At 72.3% G+C, this 24,348-nt stretch carries 25 protein-coding genes, 1 tRNA gene and 1 pseudogene; 17 read left to right on the top strand and 10 right to left on the bottom strand.

The annotated features are described in order from the left end of the window. Positions 1-219: 219 nt before the first annotated feature. Positions 220-2,187: a calcium-binding protein gene (locus tag OG472_RS05380; RefSeq protein WP_405941017.1), complete on the bottom strand. Its 1,968-nt coding sequence runs from the start codon at positions 2,185-2,187 to the stop codon at positions 220-222. A gap of 377 nt (positions 2,188-2,564) precedes the next feature. Here OG472_RS05380 and OG472_RS05375 point away from each other — a divergent pair, with 377 nt between their 5' ends. Together OG472_RS05375 and OG472_RS05370 are read left to right on the top strand one after the other, a co-directional pair. Further along, the gene (locus OG472_RS05375; protein ID WP_405941016.1) at positions 2,565-3,938 is read left to right on the top strand and encodes a hypothetical protein; all 1,374 of its coding nucleotides are present in this window, start codon (positions 2,565-2,567) and stop codon (positions 3,936-3,938) included. A 68-nt stretch (positions 3,939-4,006) separates the two neighbouring features. Continuing rightward, positions 4,007-4,082 (top strand) — tRNA-Gln (locus OG472_RS05370). Positions 4,083-4,101: 19 nt separating this feature from the next. On the opposite strand, the gene OG472_RS05365 is transcribed toward OG472_RS05370, so the two are convergent. Both OG472_RS05365 and OG472_RS05360 read right to left on the bottom strand, forming a co-directional pair. Next, positions 4,102-5,547, bottom strand: a complete 1,446-nt coding sequence (locus OG472_RS05365; protein ID WP_405941015.1) for a glycoside hydrolase family 16 protein — start codon at positions 5,545-5,547, stop codon at positions 4,102-4,104. Between the two features lie 295 nt (positions 5,548-5,842). Then, positions 5,843-6,061, bottom strand: coding sequence for a hypothetical protein (locus OG472_RS05360; RefSeq protein ID WP_405941014.1), 219 nt, complete (start codon positions 6,059-6,061; stop codon positions 5,843-5,845). Between the two features lie 269 nt (positions 6,062-6,330). Here OG472_RS05360 and OG472_RS05355 point away from each other — a divergent pair, with 269 nt between their 5' ends. Continuing rightward, positions 6,331-6,579 (top strand): acyl-CoA carboxylase subunit epsilon, encoded by a 249-nt coding sequence (locus OG472_RS05355; RefSeq protein ID WP_401603153.1) that lies wholly within the window; start codon positions 6,331-6,333, stop codon positions 6,577-6,579. A gap of 50 nt (positions 6,580-6,629) precedes the next feature. On the opposite strand, the gene OG472_RS05350 is transcribed toward OG472_RS05355, so the two are convergent. Beyond that, complete coding sequence (locus tag OG472_RS05350) at positions 6,630-8,267, bottom strand: FAD-dependent oxidoreductase (RefSeq protein ID WP_405828152.1); 1,638 nt, start codon at positions 8,265-8,267, stop codon at positions 6,630-6,632. Positions 8,268-8,542: 275 nt separating this feature from the next. Between OG472_RS05350 and OG472_RS05345 the strand changes: the two genes are divergently transcribed. The 10 genes from OG472_RS05345 to OG472_RS05300 all read left to right on the top strand — a co-directional run bounded on the left by OG472_RS05345 (position 8,543) and on the right by OG472_RS05300 (position 16,362). Continuing rightward, positions 8,543-9,640 carry a SchA/CurD-like domain-containing protein gene (locus OG472_RS05345; protein WP_383564755.1) on the top strand — a complete coding sequence of 366 codons (1,098 nt, stop codon included), beginning with the start codon at positions 8,543-8,545 and terminating at the stop codon, positions 9,638-9,640. A 113-nt stretch (positions 9,641-9,753) separates the two neighbouring features. Then, on the top strand, positions 9,754-10,197 hold the full coding sequence (locus OG472_RS05340; protein ID WP_319732396.1) for a cupin domain-containing protein: 444 nt from the start codon (positions 9,754-9,756) through the stop codon (positions 10,195-10,197). Further along, positions 10,194-11,465 carry a beta-ketoacyl-[acyl-carrier-protein] synthase family protein gene (locus OG472_RS05335; RefSeq protein WP_405828149.1) on the top strand — a complete coding sequence of 424 codons (1,272 nt, stop codon included), beginning with the start codon at positions 10,194-10,196 and terminating at the stop codon, positions 11,463-11,465. Before OG472_RS05340 ends, OG472_RS05335 begins: the two co-directional genes overlap by 4 nt. After that, positions 11,462-12,700 (top strand): beta-ketoacyl synthase N-terminal-like domain-containing protein, encoded by a 1,239-nt coding sequence (locus tag OG472_RS05330; protein ID WP_405828147.1) that lies wholly within the window; start codon positions 11,462-11,464, stop codon positions 12,698-12,700. The genes OG472_RS05335 and OG472_RS05330 overlap by 4 nt, the downstream gene beginning before the upstream one ends. A gap of 25 nt (positions 12,701-12,725) precedes the next feature. Continuing rightward, positions 12,726-12,980, top strand: a complete 255-nt coding sequence (locus OG472_RS05325; protein ID WP_365479198.1) for an acyl carrier protein — start codon at positions 12,726-12,728, stop codon at positions 12,978-12,980. Between the two features lies 1 nt (position 12,981). Beyond that, positions 12,982-13,461, top strand: a complete 480-nt coding sequence (locus OG472_RS05320) for an SRPBCC family protein (protein ID WP_361769669.1) — start codon at positions 12,982-12,984, stop codon at positions 13,459-13,461. Between the two features lie 20 nt (positions 13,462-13,481). After that, complete coding sequence (locus OG472_RS05315) at positions 13,482-13,823, top strand: TcmI family type II polyketide cyclase (protein ID WP_383564762.1); 342 nt, start codon at positions 13,482-13,484, stop codon at positions 13,821-13,823. A gap of 137 nt (positions 13,824-13,960) precedes the next feature. Further along, entirely contained in the window at positions 13,961-14,671 is a 711-nt protein-coding gene (locus OG472_RS05310; RefSeq protein ID WP_405828144.1) for an NADPH-dependent FMN reductase, read from the top strand. Between the two features lie 64 nt (positions 14,672-14,735). After that, complete coding sequence (locus OG472_RS05305; RefSeq protein WP_383564766.1) at positions 14,736-15,653, top strand: MurR/RpiR family transcriptional regulator; 918 nt, start codon at positions 14,736-14,738, stop codon at positions 15,651-15,653. Between the two features lie 322 nt (positions 15,654-15,975). Next, on the top strand, positions 15,976-16,362 hold the full coding sequence (locus OG472_RS05300) for a hypothetical protein (protein WP_030723417.1): 387 nt from the start codon (positions 15,976-15,978) through the stop codon (positions 16,360-16,362). Positions 16,363-16,377: 15 nt separating this feature from the next. On the opposite strand, the gene OG472_RS05295 is transcribed toward OG472_RS05300, so the two are convergent. Further along, the gene (locus tag OG472_RS05295; RefSeq protein ID WP_383564768.1) at positions 16,378-16,752 is read right to left on the bottom strand and encodes a toxin Doc; all 375 of its coding nucleotides are present in this window, start codon (positions 16,750-16,752) and stop codon (positions 16,378-16,380) included. 74 nt (positions 16,753-16,826) lie between these two features. Next, positions 16,827-17,711: a serine protease gene (locus tag OG472_RS05290; RefSeq protein ID WP_405828141.1), complete on the bottom strand. Its 885-nt coding sequence runs from the start codon at positions 17,709-17,711 to the stop codon at positions 16,827-16,829. A 231-nt stretch (positions 17,712-17,942) separates the two neighbouring features. Between OG472_RS05290 and OG472_RS05285 the strand changes: the two genes are divergently transcribed. Together OG472_RS05285 and OG472_RS05280 are read left to right on the top strand one after the other, a co-directional pair. Then, the gene (locus OG472_RS05285) at positions 17,943-18,452 is read left to right on the top strand and encodes a hypothetical protein (protein ID WP_401603141.1); all 510 of its coding nucleotides are present in this window, start codon (positions 17,943-17,945) and stop codon (positions 18,450-18,452) included. Positions 18,453-18,496: 44 nt separating this feature from the next. Next, positions 18,497-18,745: a hypothetical protein gene (locus OG472_RS05280; protein WP_401603140.1), complete on the top strand. Its 249-nt coding sequence runs from the start codon at positions 18,497-18,499 to the stop codon at positions 18,743-18,745. A 388-nt stretch (positions 18,746-19,133) separates the two neighbouring features. Here OG472_RS05280 and OG472_RS05275 read toward each other — a convergent pair whose 3' ends face one another. Further along, complete coding sequence (locus OG472_RS05275) at positions 19,134-20,042, bottom strand: oxidoreductase (protein ID WP_405941013.1); 909 nt, start codon at positions 20,040-20,042, stop codon at positions 19,134-19,136. Positions 20,043-20,090: 48 nt separating this feature from the next. Between OG472_RS05275 and OG472_RS05270 the strand changes: the two genes are divergently transcribed. Together OG472_RS05270 and OG472_RS05265 are read left to right on the top strand one after the other, a co-directional pair. After that, positions 20,091-21,149, top strand: a complete 1,059-nt coding sequence (locus OG472_RS05270) for a transcriptional regulator (protein ID WP_405941012.1) — start codon at positions 20,091-20,093, stop codon at positions 21,147-21,149. Between the two features lie 82 nt (positions 21,150-21,231). After that, entirely contained in the window at positions 21,232-21,969 is a 738-nt protein-coding gene (locus tag OG472_RS05265) for a hypothetical protein (protein ID WP_405941011.1), read from the top strand. A gap of 105 nt (positions 21,970-22,074) precedes the next feature. Here OG472_RS05265 and OG472_RS05260 read toward each other — a convergent pair. The 3 genes and pseudogenes from OG472_RS05260 to OG472_RS05250 form a co-directional block, all read right to left on the bottom strand. Continuing rightward, positions 22,075-22,332: pseudogene (locus OG472_RS05260) on the bottom strand (SHOCT domain-containing protein); the annotation flags it as partial. A 130-nt stretch (positions 22,333-22,462) separates the two neighbouring features. Further along, a complete protein-coding gene (locus OG472_RS05255; RefSeq protein WP_405941010.1) occupies positions 22,463-23,128 on the bottom strand; it encodes a response regulator in 666 nt (221 codons plus the stop codon). Beyond that, positions 23,125-24,345 carry a sensor histidine kinase gene (locus OG472_RS05250; RefSeq protein WP_405941009.1) on the bottom strand — a complete coding sequence of 407 codons (1,221 nt, stop codon included), beginning with the start codon at positions 24,343-24,345 and terminating at the stop codon, positions 23,125-23,127. The genes OG472_RS05255 and OG472_RS05250 overlap by 4 nt, the downstream gene beginning before the upstream one ends. Between the last annotated feature and the right edge of the window lie 3 nt (positions 24,346-24,348).

Genomic DNA, 24,348 nt, shown 5'->3' with positions numbered 1-24,348 from the left:
CGCGAAGCCGAGGGCGCTCACGACCGTACCGGGCGTCACCGCGGTGACGCCCGGTGGGAGCCGGTCGTTCACCGGCCGGTTCCGGGGGCCGGCCCGGCCGGCGCGGTGGCGGACGGCGGCCGGTGCGTGCCAAGTGGGGGGATCCAGGGCGGGGATCGGTGCGATGGCGCGACATCGCCACCGCCGCCGGGCAGCGATCACCCGCACTGTCCGGACGGCCTACGGGCAGCTGATGCGGGAGTCGCCCGGGTCGGTCGTGCAGCTGTCGTTGCCGAGGCCGCCGTTCGCGGTGTCGTTGCCGGCGACGGCGTCGACCGTGTTGAGCCGGTCGTTGCCGTAGCTGCCCAGCAGGGTGTCGTTCCCGGCGCCGCCGTAGAGCGTGTCGTCGCCGTAGCCGCCGTCGATGTTGTCGTTGCCCGCACCGCCGTGGACCGTGTCGTTTCCGTAGCCCGGGCGGATCGTGTCGTTGCCGCCGAGACCGCAGATCACATCGGCGAAGTAGCCGCCGTTCAGGGTGTCCGCGCCGCTGGTGCCGATGATCGTGCAGCCGCGGGCGTTGTTCACGGTGGTGTTCGCCGTGGCCCTGTCGTTGCCGGGCACCGGGTCGGGCTCCGCCGCGTCCGCCGTGGCGGTGTCGGAGAGGGTGCCGGTGCTCCGGGGCTCGGTCACCACGGTCACGGTGGCGGAGGCGCCGGCCGCGAGGGTGCCCAGGGTGCAGCTCGCGCTGGTGGCGGTGTTCGTGCAACTGCCCTGGCCGGGCACGGCCGACAGGACGGTGCCGCCGGCTCCGGTGAGGGTGTCGGCCAGCGTGACGGCAGTCGCGGGCACGGTGGCGCTGGTGTTGCGCACCGTCACCGTGTAGGTCGCCTGGTCGCCGATGCCGACCGTGCCGGGACCGGACACGGTGACGGCCAGGTCCGCACTGGGCGGAGGCGGCGGAGTGGTGCCGCCGCCCTCGTACCGGGCCAGCGCGAAGTCCTCGCCCGCCCCGCCGCCGCCCGCGGCGAGGAGCCTGCCGTCGGGAAGCAGCGCCACCGAGTGGGCCAGGTCGGCGCCCCCGAGGTTCGTGGCGACCGCGCCGTCGCCACCGCCGAAGCCCGTGTCCAGGCTGCCGTTGGCGAGGTAGCGGGCCAGCGCGAAGTCCCCGTTGACGCCGCCGACGGCGACGAGCTTGCCGTCGGACTGCTGGACCACGTCGTACGCGGAACTGCCGCCCTGGGGCCCGCCGAGGCTGGTGGTCACCCTGCCGTCGCCGTCGAAGCTCGTGTCGAGGGCGCCGTTGGCGAGGTAGCGGGTCAGCGAGAACCCACCGGGACCGGAGCCGCCCACGGCCACGATCCCGCCGTCGGACTGCACCGCCACGTCCTGGGCGGTGTCCATGGACCCCAGGTCGGTGGTCACCCTGCCGTCGCCGCTGAAGCTCGTGTCCAGGCTGCCGTCGGAGTTGTACCGGGCCAGCGCGAAGTCCCGCACGAGACCCTCGGTCGTGTCGCCGGCGGCGATGATCCTGCCGTCGGCCTGCAGCGCCAGTCCGTACGCCGTGCTGCCACCCTGGATGCCCGCGAAGGGGGTGAGCACCTTGCCGTCGCCGTCGAAGGTGCTGTCCAGGCTGCCGTCCAGGGCGTTGTACCGGGCGAGGGCGAACAGTCCGCCGACACCGCCGCCGGCGACGATCTTGCCGTCGGCCTGCACCGCGATGTCGGAGCCCTGGTCGGCGCCACCGCCCCCGAAGTCGGTGACCGCCTTGCCGTCACGGTCGAAGGTCGTGTCCAGGCTGCCGTCCGCGTTGTAGCGGACCACGGTGAACCAGGCGACGCCGCCTTCGAGGTTCTCGCTGATGCCGACGACGACGATCTTGCCGTCGGCCTGCAGGGCCACGCCATTGGCCGTGTCGGAGCCGCCGGCGATGTCGGTGGACACCCTTCCGCCGTCGCCGAACGTGGTGTCCAGGCTGCCGTCGGCGTTGTAGCGGACCGCCGCGAAATTGCCGACGAAGTCCGTCACGTCACCGCCCACGGCGACGATCTTGCCGTCGGGCTGCACCACCATGTCGGCGGCCGCTTCGGAGGCGCCGAGGTCGGTGGTCACGGCCCCGTCGCCGCCGCCGAACGTGGGATCCGGATCGCCCGGGGCGGCCAGAGCCGCTCCGGGCAGGGCCACCGCGAGCGCCAGGCCCAGGGCCACCACCGCGCAGATCCTGTCGGCACGGCGCCGGCGGCCACCCCTCGTGACCCGTCCCCGATCCCTTCGAGCACCCCACGTGAATGTCGACATGCAGACCCCTCTGCCGCTGCTCGCCCTGGCTCCGGTCACCCCTCGTGACGGGCCACAGCTTCCGGCCGCTGCCGCAGCAGTACCCCGGCGGCTCGCCGGACCCGGCCCTTCGGAGGCGGTGGTTCCACCCGGCCGCCGTACAACAGTGCGGCCCGGCTACGGGAGACAGGTCGTCAGCGGGGCCCGAGCCGGGTGTGCAGGATGCGGAATGCGTTGCCCTCGGGGTCGGCGGGCTGCGGCCCGCGGATATCCGGTTGGGCGCGTGACCGCGGAGTGGCAAGGTGAGGATCATGCCGTCGCCCACCGTCGAAGAACTCCTGCGTGAACTGCACGCCTCGCTCACCTTGCGCAAGCGTCCGGAGGACGTGGCCCGGCTCATCCAGGATCTGTACGCGGCCCAGGGCGCCGAACTCGACACGGCCACGGAAGAGGCCCTCGCCAAGGCCGCCGAGCATTCGCTGCGCAACCTTTGGCACGGCTACACCTCCATGCGGGAGGATTTCGCCCGTCCGGTCGGCGCACAGCGCCAGCTCGCCCGTGTGGCAAGCCTGTTCGCGGATCTACCGCAGCTCCCGGACGGCGCGGGAGACGATCCGGACCGGATCGAGGCGGTGATTCGGCGTGCGGGCGAGTCCATAGGCCGCGCGTACGGCCAGAACGACTTCGGCTTGGACCGTCTCGACCGGGCCGGGCGATCCGCTGCCGGCCTCGGCGAGATCTCCAAGCGCCAGTACAACAAGCGCTTCCGGCTCCTGCGCCGGACGGAGGCCAAACTGGCGCGGCTGATTCACGAGCAGCGCCGCCGCGAGGTGACCATGACGGGCAAGGGGGCACTCGCCCACGCGCTGCCGTACGGTCTCTTCGCCGCGAACCCGGACACGGCGGCCTTCATCGCGTACACCACCGCACGCGGCCACATGCGCAGCGTCTTCACCAACGGCCGCCAGCGCCAGGTCCACGACGAGGTCGCCGAGGCGCTGTTCCAGCGTCTGCGGGCGCGCCCCGAGCGGACTCGCTGGTCCGCGGTCGCACATGTGCATCCCACGCCGGAAGTGCTGGCCGCGGTGTCCGACGAGGACCTCACCCACCTGCTGATGCGGTGGAACGGCTTCCTGCGCCAGGTCGCGGACCTGCTGGAAGACGCCTGGAACCGGCACCCGCTGGAGCGCGAAACGATGATCGTGCGCCGCGGCGACGACTCGTCGACGTGGAACCAGGCCGCGCAGGCGTGGAACACGGCCCGGGCCCACTGGTTCGCGATCCTGTCCGAACTGGGCCGGGAGGAGATCCTGGACCGGTTCTGTCCGGGCAAGGTTCCCCGGCTGATGGCCGCCGATGTGGCGTACTGGCACCGCATGAGCGGCGGCGGGCTGCACCCCGACACCTACATCTGCGCGGAGCTGCCCCTGCCCTGGGAAGTGCTCCGAGGAGAGAGGGAATGCCCGCGCTCGTTGGTCGAGGCGGTCTGCGCCCGGCACCGGGTGGACCCCGTCGCGGGCGCCTGGACCGCCCCCAGGCCGGCGGCCGAGGCCGTCGCCTTCCGCCGGACGCCCGAACTCGTGCACGGTGTCGCCGTTGCGGACCCCCTCATGGCCAGCGCCCTCCGGTCGGCCGGTGTGTTCTCCGGCAAGGGCAAGCGCGCAGCGGCGAGAGAGTGGCTGTGACCGACCGTCCCGGGGCGTCGGGGAAACCGGTTGCCCGGGGCGGCGGCTCCCGCCATGATCGACGTGGCGACGAGGAAGCTCTGCGGAGGAGCGCCCGGCTCTGATCCCGGGTGGACGCAGGTTCGAATCCTGCCCTCGTCGCCACTTCACCTGCCCGAACGGCTCAGTGGCCGAAGTCGAACCAGTTGACGTTCACGAAGTCGGCGGGCTGGCCGCTGGTGAAGGTCAGGTAGACGTCGTGGGTGCCCGTGACCGCGGTGATGTTCGCCGGGACCGTCCGCCAGCTCTGCCACCCGCCGGTGCCCGCGATGGAGAAGCTGCCGACGGGCGCCGAGTTCCGGTCGTCGAGGCGCACCTCGACGAGTCCGCTGACCCCGCCGGCCGCACCGCTCGCCACGCGTCCGTAGAACTGCTTCGCCGGTGTGGAACCGAAGTCGACACCCTTGAACAGTGCCCAGTCGCCGTTGCCGACCGACGCCAGGTCCTGGCCGCCGCCGGCGTCCGTGGTGGTCTCCTTGTCCGTGCCCGCCTGGCCGTCGTACGACTCGGCCTGGATGGCGGAGTACGCGTCACGATTGCCCGTCGGCGGGGTGGTGGGAGGCGTCGTGGGCGGGGTGGTCGGGGGAGTGGTGGGCGGTGTGGTGGGCGGGGTGGTGCCGCCCGTCGAGCGGAGGACGGACACGTAGTCGACGACCATGGCGTGGCCGGGCTGGGTGCCCGCGTCGGGCCCGCCGCCGAAGGCATCGGGGAAACCGCCGCCCATGGCGACGTTCAGGATGATGAAGTAGCCGTGGTTCGTGGCGTTGGTCCAGGTGGTCGCGTCCACCTGGTTCGCCCGCACGGTGTGGAAGTTGAGGCCGTCGACGTAGAAGCGCATTTCCTCGACCGCGGTCGAGCGGTCCCACTCCACGGCGTAGGTGTGGAATCCGCCCTGGCAGCTCGTGCCCGGGCAGACGTGCTGGCCGCCGATGCCGGACGTCTCGTTGCAGGGTCCGCCGGGGGTCGTGCCGCAATGCACGGTGGCCCAGACGTTGTTGATGCCCTGGACGTTCTCCAGGATGTCGATCTCGCCGATGCCGGGCCAGTTCCACCAGTTGCCGCGGTACGGGGCTCCCAGCATCCAGAACGCCGGCCAGTAGCCCTTGGCCGCCGGACCCGTGACGTTCGGCATCTGGATGCGCGCCTCGGAGCGGAGCGTGCCGCCGGCCGGGGGCTGGAAGTCGGACCGCCTGGTCTCGATCCGGCCGGACGTCCAGTTGCCGGCCGCGTCCCGCCGCGGCGTGATGCGGAGGTTGCCCGCGCCGTCGAGGGAGACGTTGGAGGGGTCGGCGGTCATCGTCTCGATCTCACCGGTACCGAAGTTGGCGGGCCCGCCGGGGTAGCTGGTGCCGGTGGTGTACTGCCAGTCGGCGGTGTTCACCCCGGATCCCGCGGCTCCGTCGAAGTCGTCCAGGAACACGCGGGACCAGCCGGCCGGGGTGGGGGGAGCCGCGGCGCTCGCGGGCAGCGCGATGCCCGCGGCGGCTGCCGCGACCACGGTGATCGTGCCGAGCGCGGCCAGGACGGCCCGCCGGACCGTCGGTCGTGTCCTGCCGGATATCTCACGCATGGGTGCCCTCTCTGAAGCGCGGTGAGGCGCGGTGCGGGGGGAGGAAACGGGAGGTCCGCCGTTCTGAGAGCGCTCTCAGAACGGCGCCGCTGGACACTGTGCTCCCCGCACTTGCGGCCGTCAAGAGATAGAACCGGCAAAGCCCTTACGGGCAGGGGGAGTTCAAAGGGTGAACGCACCGCACGTGCCGGTCTCCGCCGCGGGGTCGCCGGCGCGGCCGGGGGAGTGCCGAGGACACCGCCCGGGACGGGCCGGCGACGGACGGAGATCACCCGTGCGGTCCAACCCGCCGCGCTCAGAAGGGCGGACCGAGCACCTCCGCGGCACCCGGCAGGTCGTGGACATCGGTCGCCGTCCCGGTCAGGGGCAACAGCCCGGCCAGCGGGCACTCCACGGGCATCTCGTGGTCCACCTCCCACTGTCCGGCCGTGTTCCCGCCGGAATGGTCCGTGATGCAGACGGCGTACAGCCGGCCGGCGCAGCCCCGGCACAACAGGGGCCCCTGGGCGGTCACGGCCGGCCCCGGCGGGCAGCCCGGGCCGAGGGTCCGCCGCGCTCCGGGCGGCACGTCCCCGGAGTGCCGGGTCCGCCGCGCGCTTGTAGCGTCGGTCGCGACAGGAGTCCTGGTGACCCGACAGGAGTCCGCCGGCCGGTTCGCACACGCGGAACACGTCCCGTCAGCGCGCCGAGCCACCCGTGTGCCGCCCGTGTCGGCGCAGAGCCGGTCCGCCCCTCGTGCCGCGGCCGGGCGCACGCGCAGCCCCCGTGAGAGAGGCCGTGCCGATGTCGAACGATGTCCCGATAGCGAGCCTGCTGCGTGTGGAGAGGGGCGTTGCCGCCCCGGAGGAACTGGCCGCGCTCGCGGTCGTCGTCGCGTGTTACGCGCACCGGAACTCCCTTGACCGCGACCGTGACCAGGGCGGAGACCGGGCCCGCGGTCCGGCGGGCGGTGGTGTCGGCTCCGCAGCCGGCCGCCGCCGCACCTTCCGGCCCGACGCCGGCTGCTGGGCGAACTGCTGGGCCTGCCGCTGAACCCCTTCCGCCGGCCGCGTGCACGGCCGGCGGAAGGGGGGACGAGGTGGTCACGCCCGGCGCAGCACCGTCGAGAGGACCTTGTGGAGAGCCGCCCGCGGATCGGCGACGGCGCCCTCCGAGCGCCAGGCCACGAACCCGTCCGGCCGTACGAGCACGGCGCCCTCGGCGCTCATCGCGTGGACCTCGCTCCAGTCGGAGCCGCTGCCGTCCTGGATCAGGTCGGCGGCCGGACCGGAGCCGATGGCGTAGGCGTCCAGTCGCACCGGCAGCTGCTCCGCGACCTGTTCCGCGGCCGTCTTCCAGGGTGACCCCGCGCCGCTGAGCAGCACGAAGGAGCGCTCGTACAGGTCCAGGGTGGAGATCCGCTCGCCCGCCCGGGTCAGCCACATGTGCGGGGCCCGGGTCCCGGTGTCGCCGACCATGCGCATCGTCTCGGGGATGACGGGCCGGCCGGGCTCGCCGCCGACGAAGGCGCCCTGCGGGTAGCAGTAGCCCATGGCCGTGGTGAGCACCCCGCTGCCCGGACCGCCGCCCATGGTGGGCGGGGGCGCGTACCCCGGGTGGCTGTGCTCGGCCGAACGGGCCGAGGCACGCTCGCTGGTGGCCCTGGCGACCGGCAGCCGCTCGGCCTCGTAGGTTTCGAGCAGCTCGAAGCCCGCCGAACCGTCCAGCACCGCGGCGATCTTCCACGCCAGGTTGTGCGCGTCCTGGATGCCCGTGTTGGAGCCGAAGGCCCCGGTGGGGGACATCTCGTGGGCCGCGTCCCCGGCGAGGAACACCCGGCCGGACGAGTACCGCTCCGCCACCCGTTCGGCGGCATGCCACGGCGCCTTGCCGCCGATCTCCACGTCCAGGTCGGGTACGCCGATCGCGTCGCGGATCTGGTCCACGCACCGCTCGTCGGTGAAGTCCTCCAGGGTCTCGCCCTGCTCCGGGTGCCACGGGGCGTGGAAGACCCACTGCGTCTTGTTGTCCACCGGCAGCAGGGCCCCGTCCGCCCCCGGACGCATCAGGTAGCAGACGATGAACCGCAGGTCGCCCAGGACCTCGACGAGCCGCTCCGAGCGGAAGGTCACGCTGACGTTGTGGAACAGCTCGCCGTTACCCGTCTGGGGGATCCGAAGCTGTTCCCTGACGGGGCTGCGCGGACCGTCCGCCGCGATCAGGAAGTCCGCGCGCACCGTGCTGTGCTCGCCCGTCAACCGGTCCTTCACCACGGCGTTCACTCCGGTGGCGTCCTGGTCGAAGCTCATCAGCTCGGTGGAGAACCGCACGTCCGCGCCCTGCGCGCGGCTCTGGGCGGCCAGCACCGGCTCGATGTTGTTCTGGCTGCACAGGCACCAGCCGGTCGGGCTGAACCGGGCGATCGCCCCCGACGGATCGATCGACTTGATCAGCCAGTTGTGGTCGCTGCGGTCGGTCAGCGACCGGGCCTGCAGAATGCCCTGAATGCCCTCCAGTACGGACGCCGCCTGGCGGATCGCGCGCTCCGCCCCTGCCGTGCGGAACAGCTCCATCGTCCGGGCGTTGATGCCGCGGCCTCGCGGGTGCGGGGACGTACCGGAGTGCTTCTCGACGAGCAGGTGCCTCACTCCGTGGCGGCTCAGGAAAAGCGAGGTGGACAGGCCCACGAGGGAGCCGCCCACGACGAGAACCGGTACGCGAACATCGGCGTTGTCTTCCATCAGCTGCGGGCTCCTGTTTTCTGTGTGGGGGAGTGGAGTCTTTATGCCCCCGATCCGGGATCAGGCCCAGTTGATTCGCCGGTTGTCACCCGCTTGATCCGGACATGTAGCGGTACGTCGCCACCCGGATGACGATGAGCGACAGCGGCTCCCCCTGAGACGCGCCGGCCTGCCGTTCCCCATGGAGGCGGCCGCCGGCCCGGGCGGACGCCACCGGTGACGGACGAGGGGTCCGTACGCGATGGATCTCCACCCCCTCATGAAGGAGTGAGTAGATGACAACCACCCTGTCCGAACGGGTGTCGCAGTCAGCCTTCGACGGCTCCATGCTCCGGGTCGTCCTGCTGATGGATCTCCACGAGGGGACCCAGCAGCAGTTCTTCGAGGCGTACGAACAGCTCCGCCACGACATCGCGTCGGTCCCGGGCCACATCAGCGATCAGCTGTGCCAATCCTTCGAGGATCCCTCGCAGTGGCTCATCACCAGTGAGTGGGAGAGCGCCCCGCAGTACCTCGCCTGGGTCAACAGCGAGCACCACGCCGAACAGGTGAAGCCGCTGGGCGCGTGCGCGCGCAACATGCGCCCGCTCAAGTTCACCGTCCTGCGGGAGACCGGCCGCGGCTACGACCAGTCCGCCCGCCCCACCACGGCGCGCCTGCAGGCCGCACCCCGGCTGGGCGCCGGAATCGTGCGCCACGCCCTCACCTTCACCGTCAAGCCGGGCAGTGAGAAGGAGGTCGCGGCCATCCTCTCGAGCTACGCGTCCCCGGCGGCCCGCGTCGACGCCCACACCCGCCTGTGCCGCACCTCGCTCTTCATGCACGGCAACCGGGTGGTACGGACGGTGGAGGTGCAGGGCGACCTGGTGACGGCCCTGCGGCACGTCTCCGAGCAACCCGAGGTACGCGCCGTGGAGCAGGCGATCAACCCCTACCTCGAACAGGACCGGAACCTGAACGACCCGGAATCCGCGCGCATGTTCTTCATGCGTGCCGCGCTCCCGGCGGTCCACCACATCACGGCACCCGAGTCCGACTCCGCCGACGTGCAGCGGCACGCGCTGTTCTACGAGGCCAAGCCCGGCTGCGGCGTGGCGCTCGCCAAGTTCCTCGCCCGGCAGGACGAGGCGGCCGCGCACCGCCCGAAGAGCCCCGTACGGAGCAGCAGCATCTTCCAGCGTGACGACATCGTCGTCCGCCTCATCGACGTGCGCGGCCCGTTGGACGCCCAGCCCGACATCACCTCCGGCGTCTCGGGCCCGCGCAAGGCGGCGGTGCTCGCCCGGCTGACGGCCGCGCCCGGCGGGCGCGTTCGCCCCGCGCACCACACCATGAACCTGATCACCGACCGCCGGGCAGCCGCGCAGTCCTGATCCCCGCCGGGGAATCCATCCGGAGCACCATCCCTCACCCCCCCCTCGCTCCACCCCCTGCCTCGACCCCCATCCCCGTCCAGGCTCTCCCCACACGCCAGGAGGAACCCGCCATGACCAGACAGCGCCCACGCATCGTGGACCTCAGCGAGACGCCGCCCAACCGCCGGCGCGGTGGCGATCTGAGGGCCGTGCTCACCCCGACGTCGGTGGGTTCCACCAGCGGCTTCATGGGCATGGCGATCATGGCCCCCGGGGAGTCCATCGCCGAGCACTACCACCCGTACTCCGAGGAGTTCGTGTACGTGGTCGCCGGCCGGCTGGAGGTGGACCTCGACGGCGAGGCCCACCCGCTGCGCACCGACCAGGGCCTGCTCGTCCCCCTCAACGTGCGCCACCGCTTCCGCAACGTCGGCGACACCGAGGCCCGCATGGTCTTCCACCTCGGCCCGCTCGCCCCGCGTCCCGAACTCGGCCACGTCGACACCGAGGAGGCCCCGCACCCGGAGAGCACCGCCTGGGAGCAGCCTCCGGACCGTACGGGAGCGGTCTCGTGACCCGCCGGCGGGTGGCCGTCACCGGAGTCGGCGTCGTCGCGCCCGGCGGGATCGGGGTCCGCGACTTCTGGGACCTGCTCTCCAACGGCCGTACGGCGACCCGGGGCATCAGCCTCTTCGACCCGACGGGTTTCCGCTCCCGGATAGCCGCCGAGGTCGACTTCGACCCCGCCGCGCACGGCCTCGACGAGGGCGAAGCGGCCCGGGCGGACCGGTACATCCAGTTCGCCCTGGTCGCCGCCCGTGAGGCCGTCCGAGACGCGGCGCTCGACCTCGACACGGACGAGGCCTGGCGGACCGGCGTCTCCCTCGGCACGGCCGTCGGAGGCACCACCAGGCTGGAGCACGACTACGTCGCCGTGAGCCAGTCCGGCTCCTGGTGGGACGTGGACGACAAGCTGGCCGGGCCGTTCCTGCACCGGGCGTTCACCCCCGCCACCCTCGCCTCCGCCGTCGCCGAGGAGATGGGTGCGCGGGGCCCGGTCCAGACGGTCTCCACCGGCTGCACCTCGGGGCTGGACGCCATCGGGTACGCCGTCCACTCCATCGCGGAGGGCCGGATGGACGTCTGCATCGCAGGCGCATCCGACTCGCCCATATCGCCGATCACCGTGGCCTGCTTCGACGCCATCAAGGCCACCTCGCCGAACAACGACGACCCGGCCCACGCCTCGCGGCCGTTCGACGCCGACCGGGACGGGTTCGTCCTCGGCGAGGGCGGCGCCGTCCTCGTTCTCGAAGAGCTGGAACACGCCCGCGCCCGCGGTGCGACCGTCTACTGCGAGATCGGCGGCTACGCCACCTTCGGCAACGCCCACCACATGACCGGCCTGACCGCCGAGGGCCTGGAGATGGCCCGTGCCATCGAAACCGCCCTCGCCCAGGCCGGAGTCGGCCCCGACCAGATCGACTACGTCAACGCACACGGATCCGGGACCAAGCAGAACGACCGCCACGAGACCGCGGCGGTGAAGCGGGTCCTCGGCGACCACGCCTACAAGACGCCGATGACCTCCATCAAATCCATGGTGGGTCACTCCCTCGGCGCCATCGGCGCCATCGAACTCGCGGCCTGCGTCCTCGCCATGGTCCACCAGGTGGTGCCGCCGACCGCGAACTACGAGACGCCCGACCCCGAGTGCGACCTGGACTACGTGCCCCGCGTCGCCCGCGGCCGGAAACTGCGCAACGTGCTCTCCGTGGGCAGCGGCTTCGGCGGCTTCCAGTCCGCCGTCGTCATGACCCGGCCGAAGGAGGAGGTCTCGTGACCAGCCGTACGGTCATCACGGGCATCGGGGTCATCGCGCCCAACGGCGTGGGCGCCGACGCCTTCTGGAAGGCGACCCAGTCCGGGGTCAGCGTGCTGGACCGCGTCACCCGGGCGGGGTGCGAGCACCTGCCGCTGCGCGTCGCGGGCGAGGTACGGGGCTTCGACCCCGGCGCCATGGTCGAGGACCGCTTCCTCGTCCAGACCGACCGCTTCACCCACCACGCCCTGGCCGCCGCCGACCTGGCCCTGGAGGACGCCCGGCTCGGCCGGGCCGACTACGAGGGCGATCCCTTCTCCGTCGGCGTCGTCACCGCCGCCGGATCCGGCGGCGGCGAGTTCGGCCAGCGCGAGCTGCAGCACCTCTGGGAACAGGGACCGCGCTTCGTGGGCCCCTACCAGTCGATCGCCTGGTTCTACGCCGCCAGCACCGGCCAGATCTCCATCCGCCGCGGGCTGAAGGGCCCCTGCGGGGTCGTCTGCAGCGACGAGGCGGGCGGACTGGACGCCTTCGCGCACGCGGTCCGGGCTATCCGCCAGGGCAGCCGCGCCATGCTGGCCGGGGCGACGGAGGCACCGCTCGCGCCGTACTCCATCGTCTGCCAGCTGGAGTACGAGGGGCTGAGCACCTCGGACGACCCCGAGCGCGCGTACCGGCCGTTCACCGACAAGGCCTGCGGATTCGTCCCCGCCGAGGGCGGCGCGATGTTCGTCGTCGAGGACGAGGCCGGGGCCCGCCGCCGCGGCGCCACGGTCCGGGCCGTCCTGGCCGGGCACGCCGCGACCTTCACCGGTACCCGGCGGCGGGACGCGGCCGGCGAGGGACTGGCCCACGCCATCCGGGGCGCGCTCCGGGAAGCCGGCTGCGCGCCGGAGGAGATCGACGTGGTCTTCGCCGACGCCCTGGGAACGCCGGAGGCGGACGCGGCCGAGGCCGCGGCCCTCGCCGACGCCCTCGGCGCGTACGGGCGGAAGGTGCCGGTCACGGCTCCCAAGTCCGGCACCGGCAGGGCGTACTGCGCGGCGCCGGCCCTCGACACCGCGGCCGCCGTCCTGGCCCTGGAGCACGGTGTCGTCCCGCCGACCCCGAACGTCTACGACGTGTGCCACGACCTCGACGTGGTGACCGGCAGCGCCCGCCCCGCAGAGCTGCGCACCGCGCTCGTGCTGAGCCGCGGACGGATGGGATCGAACTCCGCGCTCGTCCTGCGCAAGGGCTCGTCGGCGACCAAGTAGCGCCCCCGTAGAAGAGAGAAGCCAGATGTCCGACCGACTGACCCTGGAGGAACTGGCGGTGCTGATGAAGACCGCCGGAATCACCGTCGATCCCGCCGAGATGGCGAGGCGCCCGGACTCGGCCTTCGACGAGTACGGCCTCGACTCCCTGGGCCTGCTCGGGATCGTCGGCGAACTGGAGAACCGGCGCGGGCGGGCCCTGCCCACCGACGCCGACCGGTGCAAGACCCCCGGGGAATTCCTCGACCTCGTCAACAACAGCCTGATGACCGGAGCCTGACATGCCTGGACACACCGAGAACGAGATCACCGTCAACGCGCCCGTGGACGTCGTGTGGGAGATGACCAACGACCTCCCGAACTGGCCGCAGCTGTTCAGCGAGTACGCCTCGCTGGAGATCATCGACCAGCAGGGCGACACCACCCGGTTCCGCCTGACCATGCACCCCGACGAGAACGGCAAGGTCTGGAGCTGGGTCTCCGAGCGGACCGTCGACCGCAAGAGCCTCACCGTCCGGGCCCGGCGCGTGGAAACGGGCCCCTTCGCCCACATGGACATCCACTGGCAGTATTTCAAGGTGCCCGGCGGCACCCGGATGAAGTGGACCCAGGACTTCGCGATGAAGCCGGACGCACCCGTGGACGACGCGTGGATGACCGACAACATCAACCGCAACTCCCCGATCCAGATGGCGCTCATCCGGGACAAGATCGAGCAGCGCGAGCGCGAGAACCGCACCCCCGCCGTCAGCCGGCTCTGAAAAGAAAGGCAGGCACCCGGATGAACCAGCCGCACCGCGCCCTCATCGTCGCCCGCATGGCGCCGGGGTCGGCGCCCGACATCGCCGAGCTCTTCGCGGACTCGGACGCGGGCGAACTGCCCCACCTCGTAGGGGTCACGCGCCGCAGCCTGTTCCAGTTCGGCGACGTCTACCTGCACCTGATCGAATCGGACCGGCCGCCCGGCCCGGCGATCGCGAAGGTCACCGACCACCCGGAGTTCCGGGACCTCAGTGACCGGCTCACGGCCTACATCAGCCCGCACAACCCGGAGACCTGGCGCAGTCCGAAGGACGCGATGGCCCACGAGTTCTACCGCTGGGAGAACCCCGGCGCGAAGTGACCCGGCGGCCCGGACGGGACCCGCACACCGGAGTGTGCGGGTCCCGCCGCGCGTGGCCCGTCCGCGAGGAGCCTCTTCAGGAGCCCGTCCGGGAGCCCGTATCCGGAGTCCGAAACAGCTGACAGCAGGGAGACGGAATGAACCCGACCGACACCGACCACTTCCCGGCGGATCCGGCCCGCCCGCACGAGGACGCCGCCTTCTCCCATTCCTCCCTGCGCGTGCTCGTCCTCTCCGGGTCCTCCCGCACCGGCTCGGTCAACGCCCGGCTCGCGTCCCTGGCCGCCGCCCAGGTGGCCAGGGCCGGCGCCGTCGCGGACGCCGCCACGCTCGCCGACTTCCCCATGCCGCTGTACGACGGCGACGCGGAGGCCGACGAGGGCGTGCCGAAGGGGGCCCTGGACCTGTGCGAGCGGATCGAGGCCGCGCAGGCGCTGGTCATCGCCTCGCCCGAGTACAACGCCTCCGTCCCGGGCGCGCTGAAGAACGCCGTCGACTGGGTCTCTCGCCGACGCCCGCAGCCCTTCAAGGACAAGCAGACGCTGCTGCTCTCGGCCTCGCCCTCGATGGTGGGCGGCAACCGGGGGCTGTGGGCCCTGCGGGTCCCGCTGGAGCACCTCGGAGCCCGTGTCTACCCCGACATGTTCAGCCTGGCCAATGCCCACCAGGCGTTCTCCGAGAACGGCGCCCTCGCCGACCGGGGCCTCGCCGAGCGGCTGACCTCGACGATCGGCGCCTTCCTCGCCCTCACCGAGGCCGATACCCGCTACCTGCACCTGCGGCACTGCTGGTACGAGTTCCTCGGCGACCGCACCGACGCCCCCGTGACGGCCCGGGCCGAGGACTGATCATCAACGACCACGGGGCGTGAGCTATGTTGGAACGCGAGTGACGTGAGAAGGAGGCCCTCCGGTGTCATCGGGGCAGCAGGCACGCGCGCAGGCGGCCGCGATCAAGCCGAGCGGCCAGTCGTCGGAAGAGGTCCGCCCCCCGGCCGACCGGCTCCTCGCCCTTTTCGACGGCCGCCGCCTCTCGCCGGGCCAGCGCCGCATCGCCCAGTACCTGATCGACCACCTCACCGAGGCCGCGTTCCTGTCGATCACCGAGCTCGCCGAGCGGGTGGGCGTCAGCCAGCCCTCCGTGACCCGGTTCGCCTCCTCCCTCGGGTTCAGCGGCTACCCCGCCCTGCGCGACGTGCTCCAGCCGATCGCGCTGAGCGCGGTCGCCGGAGCCCCGGACACCCGCGAGCAGATCCGCCGCAACGAGCTGCAGGCTGCCGTGGACGCCGAGATCGAGAACCTGGAGAACGTGCGGCGGCTGCTCGCCGACACCAACCAGGTGCTGGACATCGGCCGCGAACTGGCCGCCTCGGTGCCGCTGACCATCCTCGGGCTGCGGATCTCGGTCTCCCTGGCGGAGTACTTCGCGTACGCGGCCCGGCGCATCCACCCCGACGTCCGTCTGGTGACCCGGGGCGGCAGCGTCGCCTTCGACGCGCTGCTCCAGTCCCGGGCGGCCGGCGGGACCTGGGTCCTCGCCTTCGCCATGCCGCGGCACGCCAAGGAGACCCTGGCCGCCATCCGGGCCGCCCGCAGTACGGGGCTGCGTGTGGTCCTGATCACGGACCCCACCCTGGGGCCGCTGGTGGACGAGGCGGACGTGGCCCTGACGGCGGGGACCGGATCCCGCCTGGTGTTCGACTCGTACGCGGCGCCCGGGATGCTCTCCGCGGCCCTGCTCCAGGCCATGGCGGACGCGGACCCCGAGCGGACGCAGGCCCGCCTGGAGGACTACGAGCAGGTCGCCCACCACCACGGCTTCTTCCTGTAGCGCTGTAGCGCGGATCCTGCACGCTCCACCAGGGGATATTCAGCCTTCGATGTGCATGAAATTTTTCATACTCTTGCTTACTCGACGGTATATATGTTTACTGACGACGGCGCTCCGGATCCACCAGATGCCAAGGAGGACGACCCCACGTCCTCTCGAACGTACGCACGGCCCGACGAACCTCCTCACGTCGCGGCCGCGCGTCGAGTCCAGGCTTTCGGATCCCGCAGAGCGCCCATGGCGGCCTCGGTCAACCCCTGGGCCGAGGCCGCCCCCAAGAACGTCTCGATCAGAGCTTCGACACCATTCGGAAGTGACGAGAATGCCCCAGACGGCCACGTTTACGCTCAGCCCGGACTGGCCCCTGCAGGTCAAGGCGCCCGGAACGCACGACTGGGAGCGCACGGCCACGCGCTGGCTGCGGGACCTGCTCCCGGCCCGCTACGGCGGCTACCTCACGCTCACCCGCCACCACGCGCTCCTGGCCCGGCACGTCCAGCTCCAGCTGCAGCACGAGATGCGCGCCGTGCGGGCGGCCCTGCAGACCAGCCGGGCCGAGCTGCCGACGATGGGCATAGCCGAGACGGTCATCGAGAATTCGATCAGGATGTACGCCCTGGAGCTCGAGCAGCTGAGCCGGCTCGCCCGCGGCGCGCGCCTGGTCTCGGACGCGCTGCTGGTGGGCACTCCCGCCCAGCGCAGGCGCTGAGGACCGGCCCGGGGGTTACGCGGGCTGCCAGGAGCGGAGCCGCGCGGCCACGTCGTAGACGCTCACGCGGAGCATGCGGATGTCGGTGATCAGGTCGCGCCACTGCTCGTAGGAGGCCTCCACCGTTTCGCCGGAGGCCTCGATGTAGGCGACGGCGACCCCGTAGGCGAAGTATTCGTTGGAGTCGGGGAGCGGCCGGAGCAGGACGATCGCATCGAGCAGGGCGGCCGCGCGCCAGTAGGCGTCGGGGTCGTCCACTTCCAGGCTGGGCGTGTTCACCCGGTGCCGGGCGACGGCTGCGACCAGGGCGGAGTGGTCGGCCACCTCCACGTCCTTGAACAGCGCCTCCTGCCGCTCCAGCAACCAGCGGTGATCGATGTGCAGTTCCACGCGTCCGAGTATCCCCGCCCGGGACCCGGCCGTGGGGCTTTTCGGGCCGGGCGGGGACGTACGCGGGGCCGGAGCTACGACTGCGGCTTCGGCAGCAGGCAGCCGGGGCGGTTCAGGTCGATCTTGTTGCCGGGGGCGATGCAGGGGACGATGATGTACGTCTCCTGGGCGTAGTTGATGCCCTGGCGGACCGTCACGTTGCCGTTCTGGTCGACCTCGCACGGGTTGTTCACCGTGCAGCGCCCGCCGTCCTCGTTGCCCGTGTTGTTGACGGCGACGACCTTGCCGGTGGTCGTGTCGATCACCGGCGAGCCGGAGGTGCCGCCGATGGTGTTGCAGGACGAGGTGTAGCGGACCGAGTCCTTCCAGGTCCAGTCGCCCTCCTTGAGGCGGTAGGCGAAGCCGTCCACGTTGCAGCTGTAGATCCGCTTCCAGTAGCCGGAGACCACCTTGATCGCCGAGCCCTGGGCCGGGCGCACGTCGTTCAGGGTCAGTGCGGTGATGCCGTACTGGCTCTGGATCTGGGCGTAGGTCTTGGTGAGCTGGTAGATCGAGACGTCCGTGTCGGTCATCGTCCCGTACGCGATCTTGCTGGCCCGCAGGGTCGCGACCTTCGACCCCGACGAGTTGAGCAGCGAGAAGGAGCGCGAGGACGGCCGGTCCTTGACGACCTCGCCGGCGGCCGGGAAGCCGGTCTCCAGGCAGTGCCCGTTGGAGAGGACGAGCGCGGGGTCGTTCGGCTGGGAGCCGGGCGCGCGGACGACGGAGCCGGAACAGTTGCTGAGGGCCACGGTGCCGGCGAAGTTGACGGCGACGGCGGTCGCCGGGGGTGCGGCGGGCGCGGCCTGGGCGGTCGGTGCGGTGGGTGCCGTGGGTGCCGTGGGTGCGGCTACGGCCGGGGCGACTGCTGCTCCCATCAGGAGCAGCGAGAGTAAGGCACCGGCGAGAGGCTTTTTCATGTGGGGGTTCCCCTCTGATGACAATGCGACCGAAGATCCTCCGGTTGTCATGTGCATTGTTGAGACACTTGCCTCAAGTCACAAGAGGGCATGGAGAGTTGGAGCCACCGCCGGGGAAGGGGTCTCTGGCGCCTCCGGAGGGCCCGAGATCTGACCGCCGCAAGGGTGTTCCGTAGCGGAGGCTTTGCCTCCTACGGTCTGTGCAGCATGGGTTCCGGATCGGGAGGCAGCGTGAAGCGCGAGATCGACATCGACCAGCTGGTGACGGCGATGAAGGCGGTCGACGAGGCGGGGCGGCTCTTCGAGGAGGCGCGCGCCGCGTACGAGGCGCGCGGCCTCAAGCGGAACAGCGACGACTTCAAGGTGGCCGGCGGCTCCGTCCAGACACTGCAGGGCGCCGAGGAGATGGCCCTCGGGACGCGGAAGTTCCTCACCGAGCTGGCGCTGGTCGTCGGATACGCGACCGCGGGCTTCGAGGACCGCGTGGGCGGGAGATCGGCGACCGCCCGGACCGGGTTCAGCGGCATCTCCGGCGGCGGCGCCCGCATGGCCCGCCCGCTGCTCGACCCGACCGTGCGGGGGCTGCGCCTGCTGCTGGACGTCGACTTCTTCGAGCCCGTCTTCAGGGACGAGATCGAAGAGGTCCTGCAGGCCGAGAAGGCGACCTACCCCGACCCCTCCATGTTCCGCATCCCCGCGGCGGCCGACGGCGCCGCCGCCACGGTCGGCCGTACGTCCTGACCCCCCGGGGTGCCGGGCCGGGCCGAGGGGGCGAGGCTGTGGGTATGCGTCATGCGCCCGTCGTCGTACACCGGATCTTCCCGTCGGGCGGCCGGCAGGTGACCCTGCGGACCGCGAGCGGAGAGCAGTCCCTCGGCCTGGCCCACTCGGACGAGGACGTCATCGAGTTCCTGCGGCGGGCCGGCATGCCGGACCCCGACGAGGTGGTCCTCGGCGGCACCGAGCTCGTGGAGTGGGACGCCGACACCCCCCACGTGTACGAGGCCGACCTGCCGACCGAGGACCTCCCGTGAACTGACACCGGCCCCACAGGTTCCGACCGGGCGCTCCCCGCAGGGCGCCGAACGCAACGCGGCTCGGCCCTCCGACCCCCAGGGTGGCTCCGGCGGGTCGGGTGTGTGCAGGGGCGCTCCCCGCAGGGCGTCGAACGCACTGTGGCTCGGCCCTCCGACCCCTCGCCACGTTCGGCGCCCGAGGAGACGCCCCGGCGCGCGCCCGGCTCCACCCGCACCGGTGCGCAGGCCCCCGCGTTCCGGCCGGCAAGGCCACCGGCGCGCCCGGCCCCACCCGAACCGTCCCGCCCGCCCGTCCTGCCCGCCCCGCCCGCGCCGGCCGCCCCGCCCGCGCCGCCCGCACCGGCCCGTCTGCGGTGGCCCCGCTCGAGCGGCGCAGCCGGCCGGCTCACGCCCCCCTGCGGTGGAGGGAGTCCAGCGCGGCCAGGTCGTCCGCCGTCAGGCGCAGCGCGCCGGCAGCCACGTTCGCCTCCAGGTGAGCCGGATCGCCGGTACCGGGGATGGCCAGTACGTGGGGTCCCCGCTGCAGGGTCCACGCCAGCCGCACCTGCGCCGGGCTCGCGCCGTGGGCCCGGGCGACGGCGAGCACCTCCTCGTGCTCGGCGCCGCTCGCGCCCGCCTGCCGCCCGTCGCCGGCGATGGAGTAGAAGGGGACGAACGCGACTCCCCGTTCGCTGCAGGTGCGTAGGAACGCGTCGTGCTCGGGCCGCACCCCGATGCCGTACATGTTCTGCACGCACACGACCGGGGCGATGGCCTGCGCCTCGTCGAGGTGCTCGGGGGTGACGTTGGAGATGCCCAGGTGGCGGATGAGCCCCGCCTCGCGCAGCTCGGCGAGGGCTCCGAAGCGTTCGGCGATGGAATCGGACCCGACGACGCGCAGGTTCACCACGTCGAGGTGGTCGCGGCCCAGCTGGCGCAGGTTCTCCTCGACCTGGCCGCGCAGCTGCCGGGCGGTGGCGTGGGCGATCCACGCGCCGGACGGGTCCCGGCCCGGCCCGACCTTGGTGGTGACGACGAGGTCCTCCGGGTAGGGGGCCAGCGCCCGGCTGATCAGTTCGTTGGCGGAGCGCAGCGGTGAGAAGTAGAACGCGGCGGTGTCGATGTGGTTCACCCCGAGCTCAACGGCCCGGCGCAGCACGCGGATGGCCCGGCCCCGGTCGCTGGGCACGGCGTCGTCCGCGAACGCCTCGCCGCTCTGTGTCAGCCGCATCGCGCCGAAACCGATCCGGTTGATCTCCCGGTCACCGAGTGTCCAGGTACCCGCGGCGGCCGCGGTCATCGTCTGTGAGGTCATGCCCCGGATGATCTCCGCCGTGTATGCTGCCGGGCCACTGATTAGGACATGTGCGAATCCTCGGGGGAGGGCTGGGCCGTGCTGGCGGAGCTGACGTTCTCGGTGAGTGATCTGGCGCAGATGCGGTTCGCCGTCTCGCCGATGTGGGAGGTCGGCCCGAGCTTCCGGCTGCTGCGCTCCGGTGCCGCATCGCCCGTGCACCGGCCCTGGGCCGAGCAGGTACGGCCACGGCTGGCGGCCGCCGGCCTCGACCGGGGCTGGCTGGCCGAACTGATCCCGCCCTCGGGGTACGTTCCCGACTTCCTCAATCCGGCACCCACGGGGCCGGCTCCCGCGCTGACGGAGGAACTGGCCGGGATCCGGGCCTCGTCCACCGCGCAGGTACGCCGGGACCTCGACCGCCTGCGGCGCGAGCAGGGAGGCCTCGGTCCCCGGACACGGAGCCTGTACGCCGAACCGCAGGCCCGCCTGGAGCGGGTCGCCGAGGAGATCGAGACCTACTGGGAGCTGGCCCTGGCGCCCTACTGGGCGCGGATCCGCGCGGTTCTCGACGCCGACGTCTTCCACCGGGCCCGGCAGGTCGCAGAGCACGGCGCGGGCCGGCTCTTCAACGAGCTGCACCCGTCGGTGAGCTGGGACGACAACGCGCTGCGGCTGGCGCGCCGGCACCGGCCGCTGTCCCGCGGGACGGCGGGCGCCGGACTGCTGCTGATTCCCTCGGCCTTCACCGGGCCGGTCCCCTTCACCCGCGTGACGCCGCCCGAACCTCCGCAACTCGCCTATCCGGCGCGCGGCACGGGCGCGCTGTGGGAACCGCGGCCCGCGACCGGGACCGAGGCCCTGGCCGCCGTCCTCGGCCGCTCCCGGGCCCTGCTGCTGACCGAGCTGGAGACCCCGGCGTCCACCACCGAACTGGCCCGGCGCACCGGACTCTCGGCGGCCGGGGTCTCCCAGTGCCTCACCGCGCTGCGCGCCGCGGGATTCGTCAGCGCGCACCGGGCCGGGCGCTCCGTGCTCTACGCCCGCACCGCCGTCGCCGAGTCGGTCCTCGCCGGATCCTCCGAGGAGCGGTCCGCGCCGGTCCGCCCGCCCCACTCGTCCGGGTGATCACCTTTCGCCACCCTCGATCCGTGCTGCGACATGTCGCTATAAAGGGCCCGCCATGTTGATCAACTGATGGGCACTCGTCATGCTGAAGGCCGCCCTGCAGGTCCTCGCCGCCGCCTCGCTCGCCTCCGCCGCCGTCTCCCCGGCGACCGCCGCACCTTCCGCCCCCGCACTGTCCGCCCCCGGACCTTCCGCCCCTGCACGCTCCCTCCCCGCACCCGCCCCGGACACCGGCCCCTGCGGGCCCGTTTCCGAGTTCGACTCGTGGGACTGGTTCAGCACCACCACCAACCCGTTCATCGCCTACGCCGTCGAGGCCGCGGCGAAGGCCGAGAACTGGCACTGGCGCGTCGACGACAACACCCTGTGGCGCGGTGACACCCGCGAGAACGTCGAGGAGCTGTTCCAGGCGGGCTTCACCCCGCGCGGCGATCAACTGACCCCGCTGGCCGAGTACATCGTCAAGGGCGGCGGCCAGACCAGCGCCCACCTCAGCACCAGTTGCGAGAAGTGGGTGGCCGAGAAGTTCGCCACCTACGGCGCGGCCAGGACGGGATGGGTCTACGAGATCGAGGCCCCGGGCGGCATCGACGTGAACTCCACCGCCTGGGCCAACCAATACGAATCGCCGTACCTGTGGAACAAGGAGATCGACTTCCCCGGCGGGGTCGAGGGACGGTTCATCAAGCAGGCCTGCAAGATCCGCCTGCTGAGCACCGACCCGGTGACCAAGGTCAACACCTACGAGAACCTCGGCTGCAAGGACAACCGGGGCTTCGCCCCCTTCCGCGCCGCAGAGGAGCCGGCGCTCAGCCGCTGAGGCAGAGGGCCGGCCGGGCACTTCCGGGTGGTGGCGGGATCGCCGGAGGTGATCCCGCCACCACCCGCTTCGTGCGTTCAGGCGGGTCCGTCCTTGAGGGAGCGGCTGCTCGTCCAGGACGGAAAGCCGCCGCCAGTACTCGTCCTCGTCGATCTCGCCCGAGGCGAAGCGCCGCCCCAGGATCGCGATCGGCGAGTGCTCGCCGTACGCCGCGGCCCGGTTCTGCCACGGGGCACGGCGGCCGCGCCACACCGTGCGGCGCAGCACGGTGACGACGCCGATGACGACCGCCGCCCAGATCAGCGGGAAGAACAGCACCCACGGGCCGGGCCCGTCGTACGCGAGGGTGGTGAAGGTGTCCATCTCGGTTCAGCTCCTCGGAATCGCGGACTCTTCGTCTCACTCCGAGACTGGCTCCGCGAGGGGTGCCGGGTCGTCGTACGGCCGGCTGCACCGGGGGTACTTCCCCGGTAGTACGGCCGCGGGTGCCGGGTCAGCCGAGCCAGCCGGGCCGGACCAGCCCGGACTCGTAGGCCAGGACGACCAGCTGGGCGCGGTCCCGGGCGCCGAGCTTGACCATGGTCCGGCTGACGTGGGTCTTCGCGGTGAGCGGGCTGACGACCAGGCGGCGGGCGATCTCCTCATTGGACAGGCCCATGCCCACCAGTGCCATCACCTCCCGCTCCCGCTCGGTGAGCCGGCCCAGCTCCGCCGCCGCGGCGGGCTGTTTCGAGCGGGCCGCGAACTCCGAGATCAGGCGGCGCGTGACCCCGGGGGACAGCAGCGCGTCGCCTGCGACCACCGCCCGCACCGCGCGCAGCAGTTCCTCCGGCTCGGTGTCCTTGACCAGGAAGCCGGAGGCACCGGACCGGATCGCCTCGAAGACGTACTCGTCGAGCTCGAAGGTGGTGAGCATGACCACCTTCACGGCGGCCGACTGACCGTCCTCGGTGATCCTGCGGGTGGCTTCGAGCCCGTCGAGCACCGGCATCCGGATGTCCATGAGCACCACGTCGGGCCGCAGCTCCCGCACCAGGCGCACGGCCTCCGCGCCGTCGGCGGCCTCGCCCACCACCTCGATGTCGGGCTGGGCGTCGAGCAGTGCCCGGAAGCCGGCCCGGACGAGGAGCTGGTCGTCGGCCAGCAGGACGCGGATCACGCCTGCTCCTTCCCTGCCTCTTCCCCGCCGGCCGAGGCCGGCAGAGGGAGCCTCGCGATCACCCGGAAGCCGCCGTCGGGACGCGGTCCGGCCTCGATGCCGCCCCCCAGGGCCGAAGCCCGCTCGCGCATCCCGACGAGACCGTTGCCGCTGCCGTCCGAGGCGCCGCCCGTGGCCGGTCCGTCGTCCTCCACGCGCAGCTCCAGGGCGCGCGGCCGCCAGGCGAGGCGGATGCACGCCGTGCGCGCACCGGAGTGCCGTACGACATTGGTCAGCGCCTCCTGGAGGATGCGGAAGGCGGCCAGATCCACCCCGGGCGCCAGCGCCCGGGCCTCTCCCTCGGCCGCGACGTCCACGGTGAGCCCGGCCGCCGCAGCCTGCTCGACGAGCTCGTCGAGCCGGTCGAGGCCCGGTGCGGGGGTGCGCGGTGCCTCGCCGGGTGCGCGCAGGGTGTCGAGGACCTGCCGGACCTCGCCCAGGGCCTCCTTGCTCGCCGCTTTGATGGTGGTCAGAGCCGTACGGGCCTGCTCGGGATCGGAGTCGAGCAGGGCCAGCCCGACGCCCGCCTGGACGTTGATCACCGAGATGCTGTGGGCGAGGACGTCGTGCAGTTCACGGGCGATCCGCAGCCGCTCCTCGTCCACCCGGCGTCTCTCGGCCGCCCGCCGCTCGGCCCGCTCACGGGCCCACTGCTCCCGGCGCAGGCGGACCAGCTCGGAGACGGCGAGGATCGCGAGGACCCACGCGGTGACGGCCACCTCCTGCGACCACGGCGCCGGCCCGTCCCCGGCGGGCGGGAGCCACCGGTACAGCCAGTGGCCGATCAGCAGGTGCCCGGCCCAGAGCAGGCCGACGGCGCCCCAGGCGGCCCGGCGACGGCCGGCGACGACGGCGGCGAAGCAGGCCACGGCCAGGCTCAGGAAGACGGGACCGTAGGGGTACCCGGCGCCGACATAGACCAGGGTGACCACGCTGACCGCGTACACCACGGCCACCGGATGGCGGTGCCGTGCGACGAGGAGGGCGGGCCCGAGCAGCAGCAGGAGCCGTGCGAAGCCGTCCAGAGCCACCCGCCCGCTCTGCGCGTGCGCGGCCCACCCGGCGCCGACCTGAGCGAAGACGGCGACGAGCAGCGCGGAGCGCCAGGCCGGGCCCCGCCCGGTCCGCTCCACCCACCTCCGCCACGGGGGACCCGGGCGCTCGCGCAGCTCGTCCATACG

Origin of the sequence: Streptomyces sp. NBC_00207 (assembly GCF_045160965.1) — a bacterium.
GTDB lineage: Bacteria > Actinomycetota > Actinomycetes > Streptomycetales > Streptomycetaceae > Streptomyces.
This window is presented reverse-complemented; position numbering and strand designations above follow the sequence as displayed.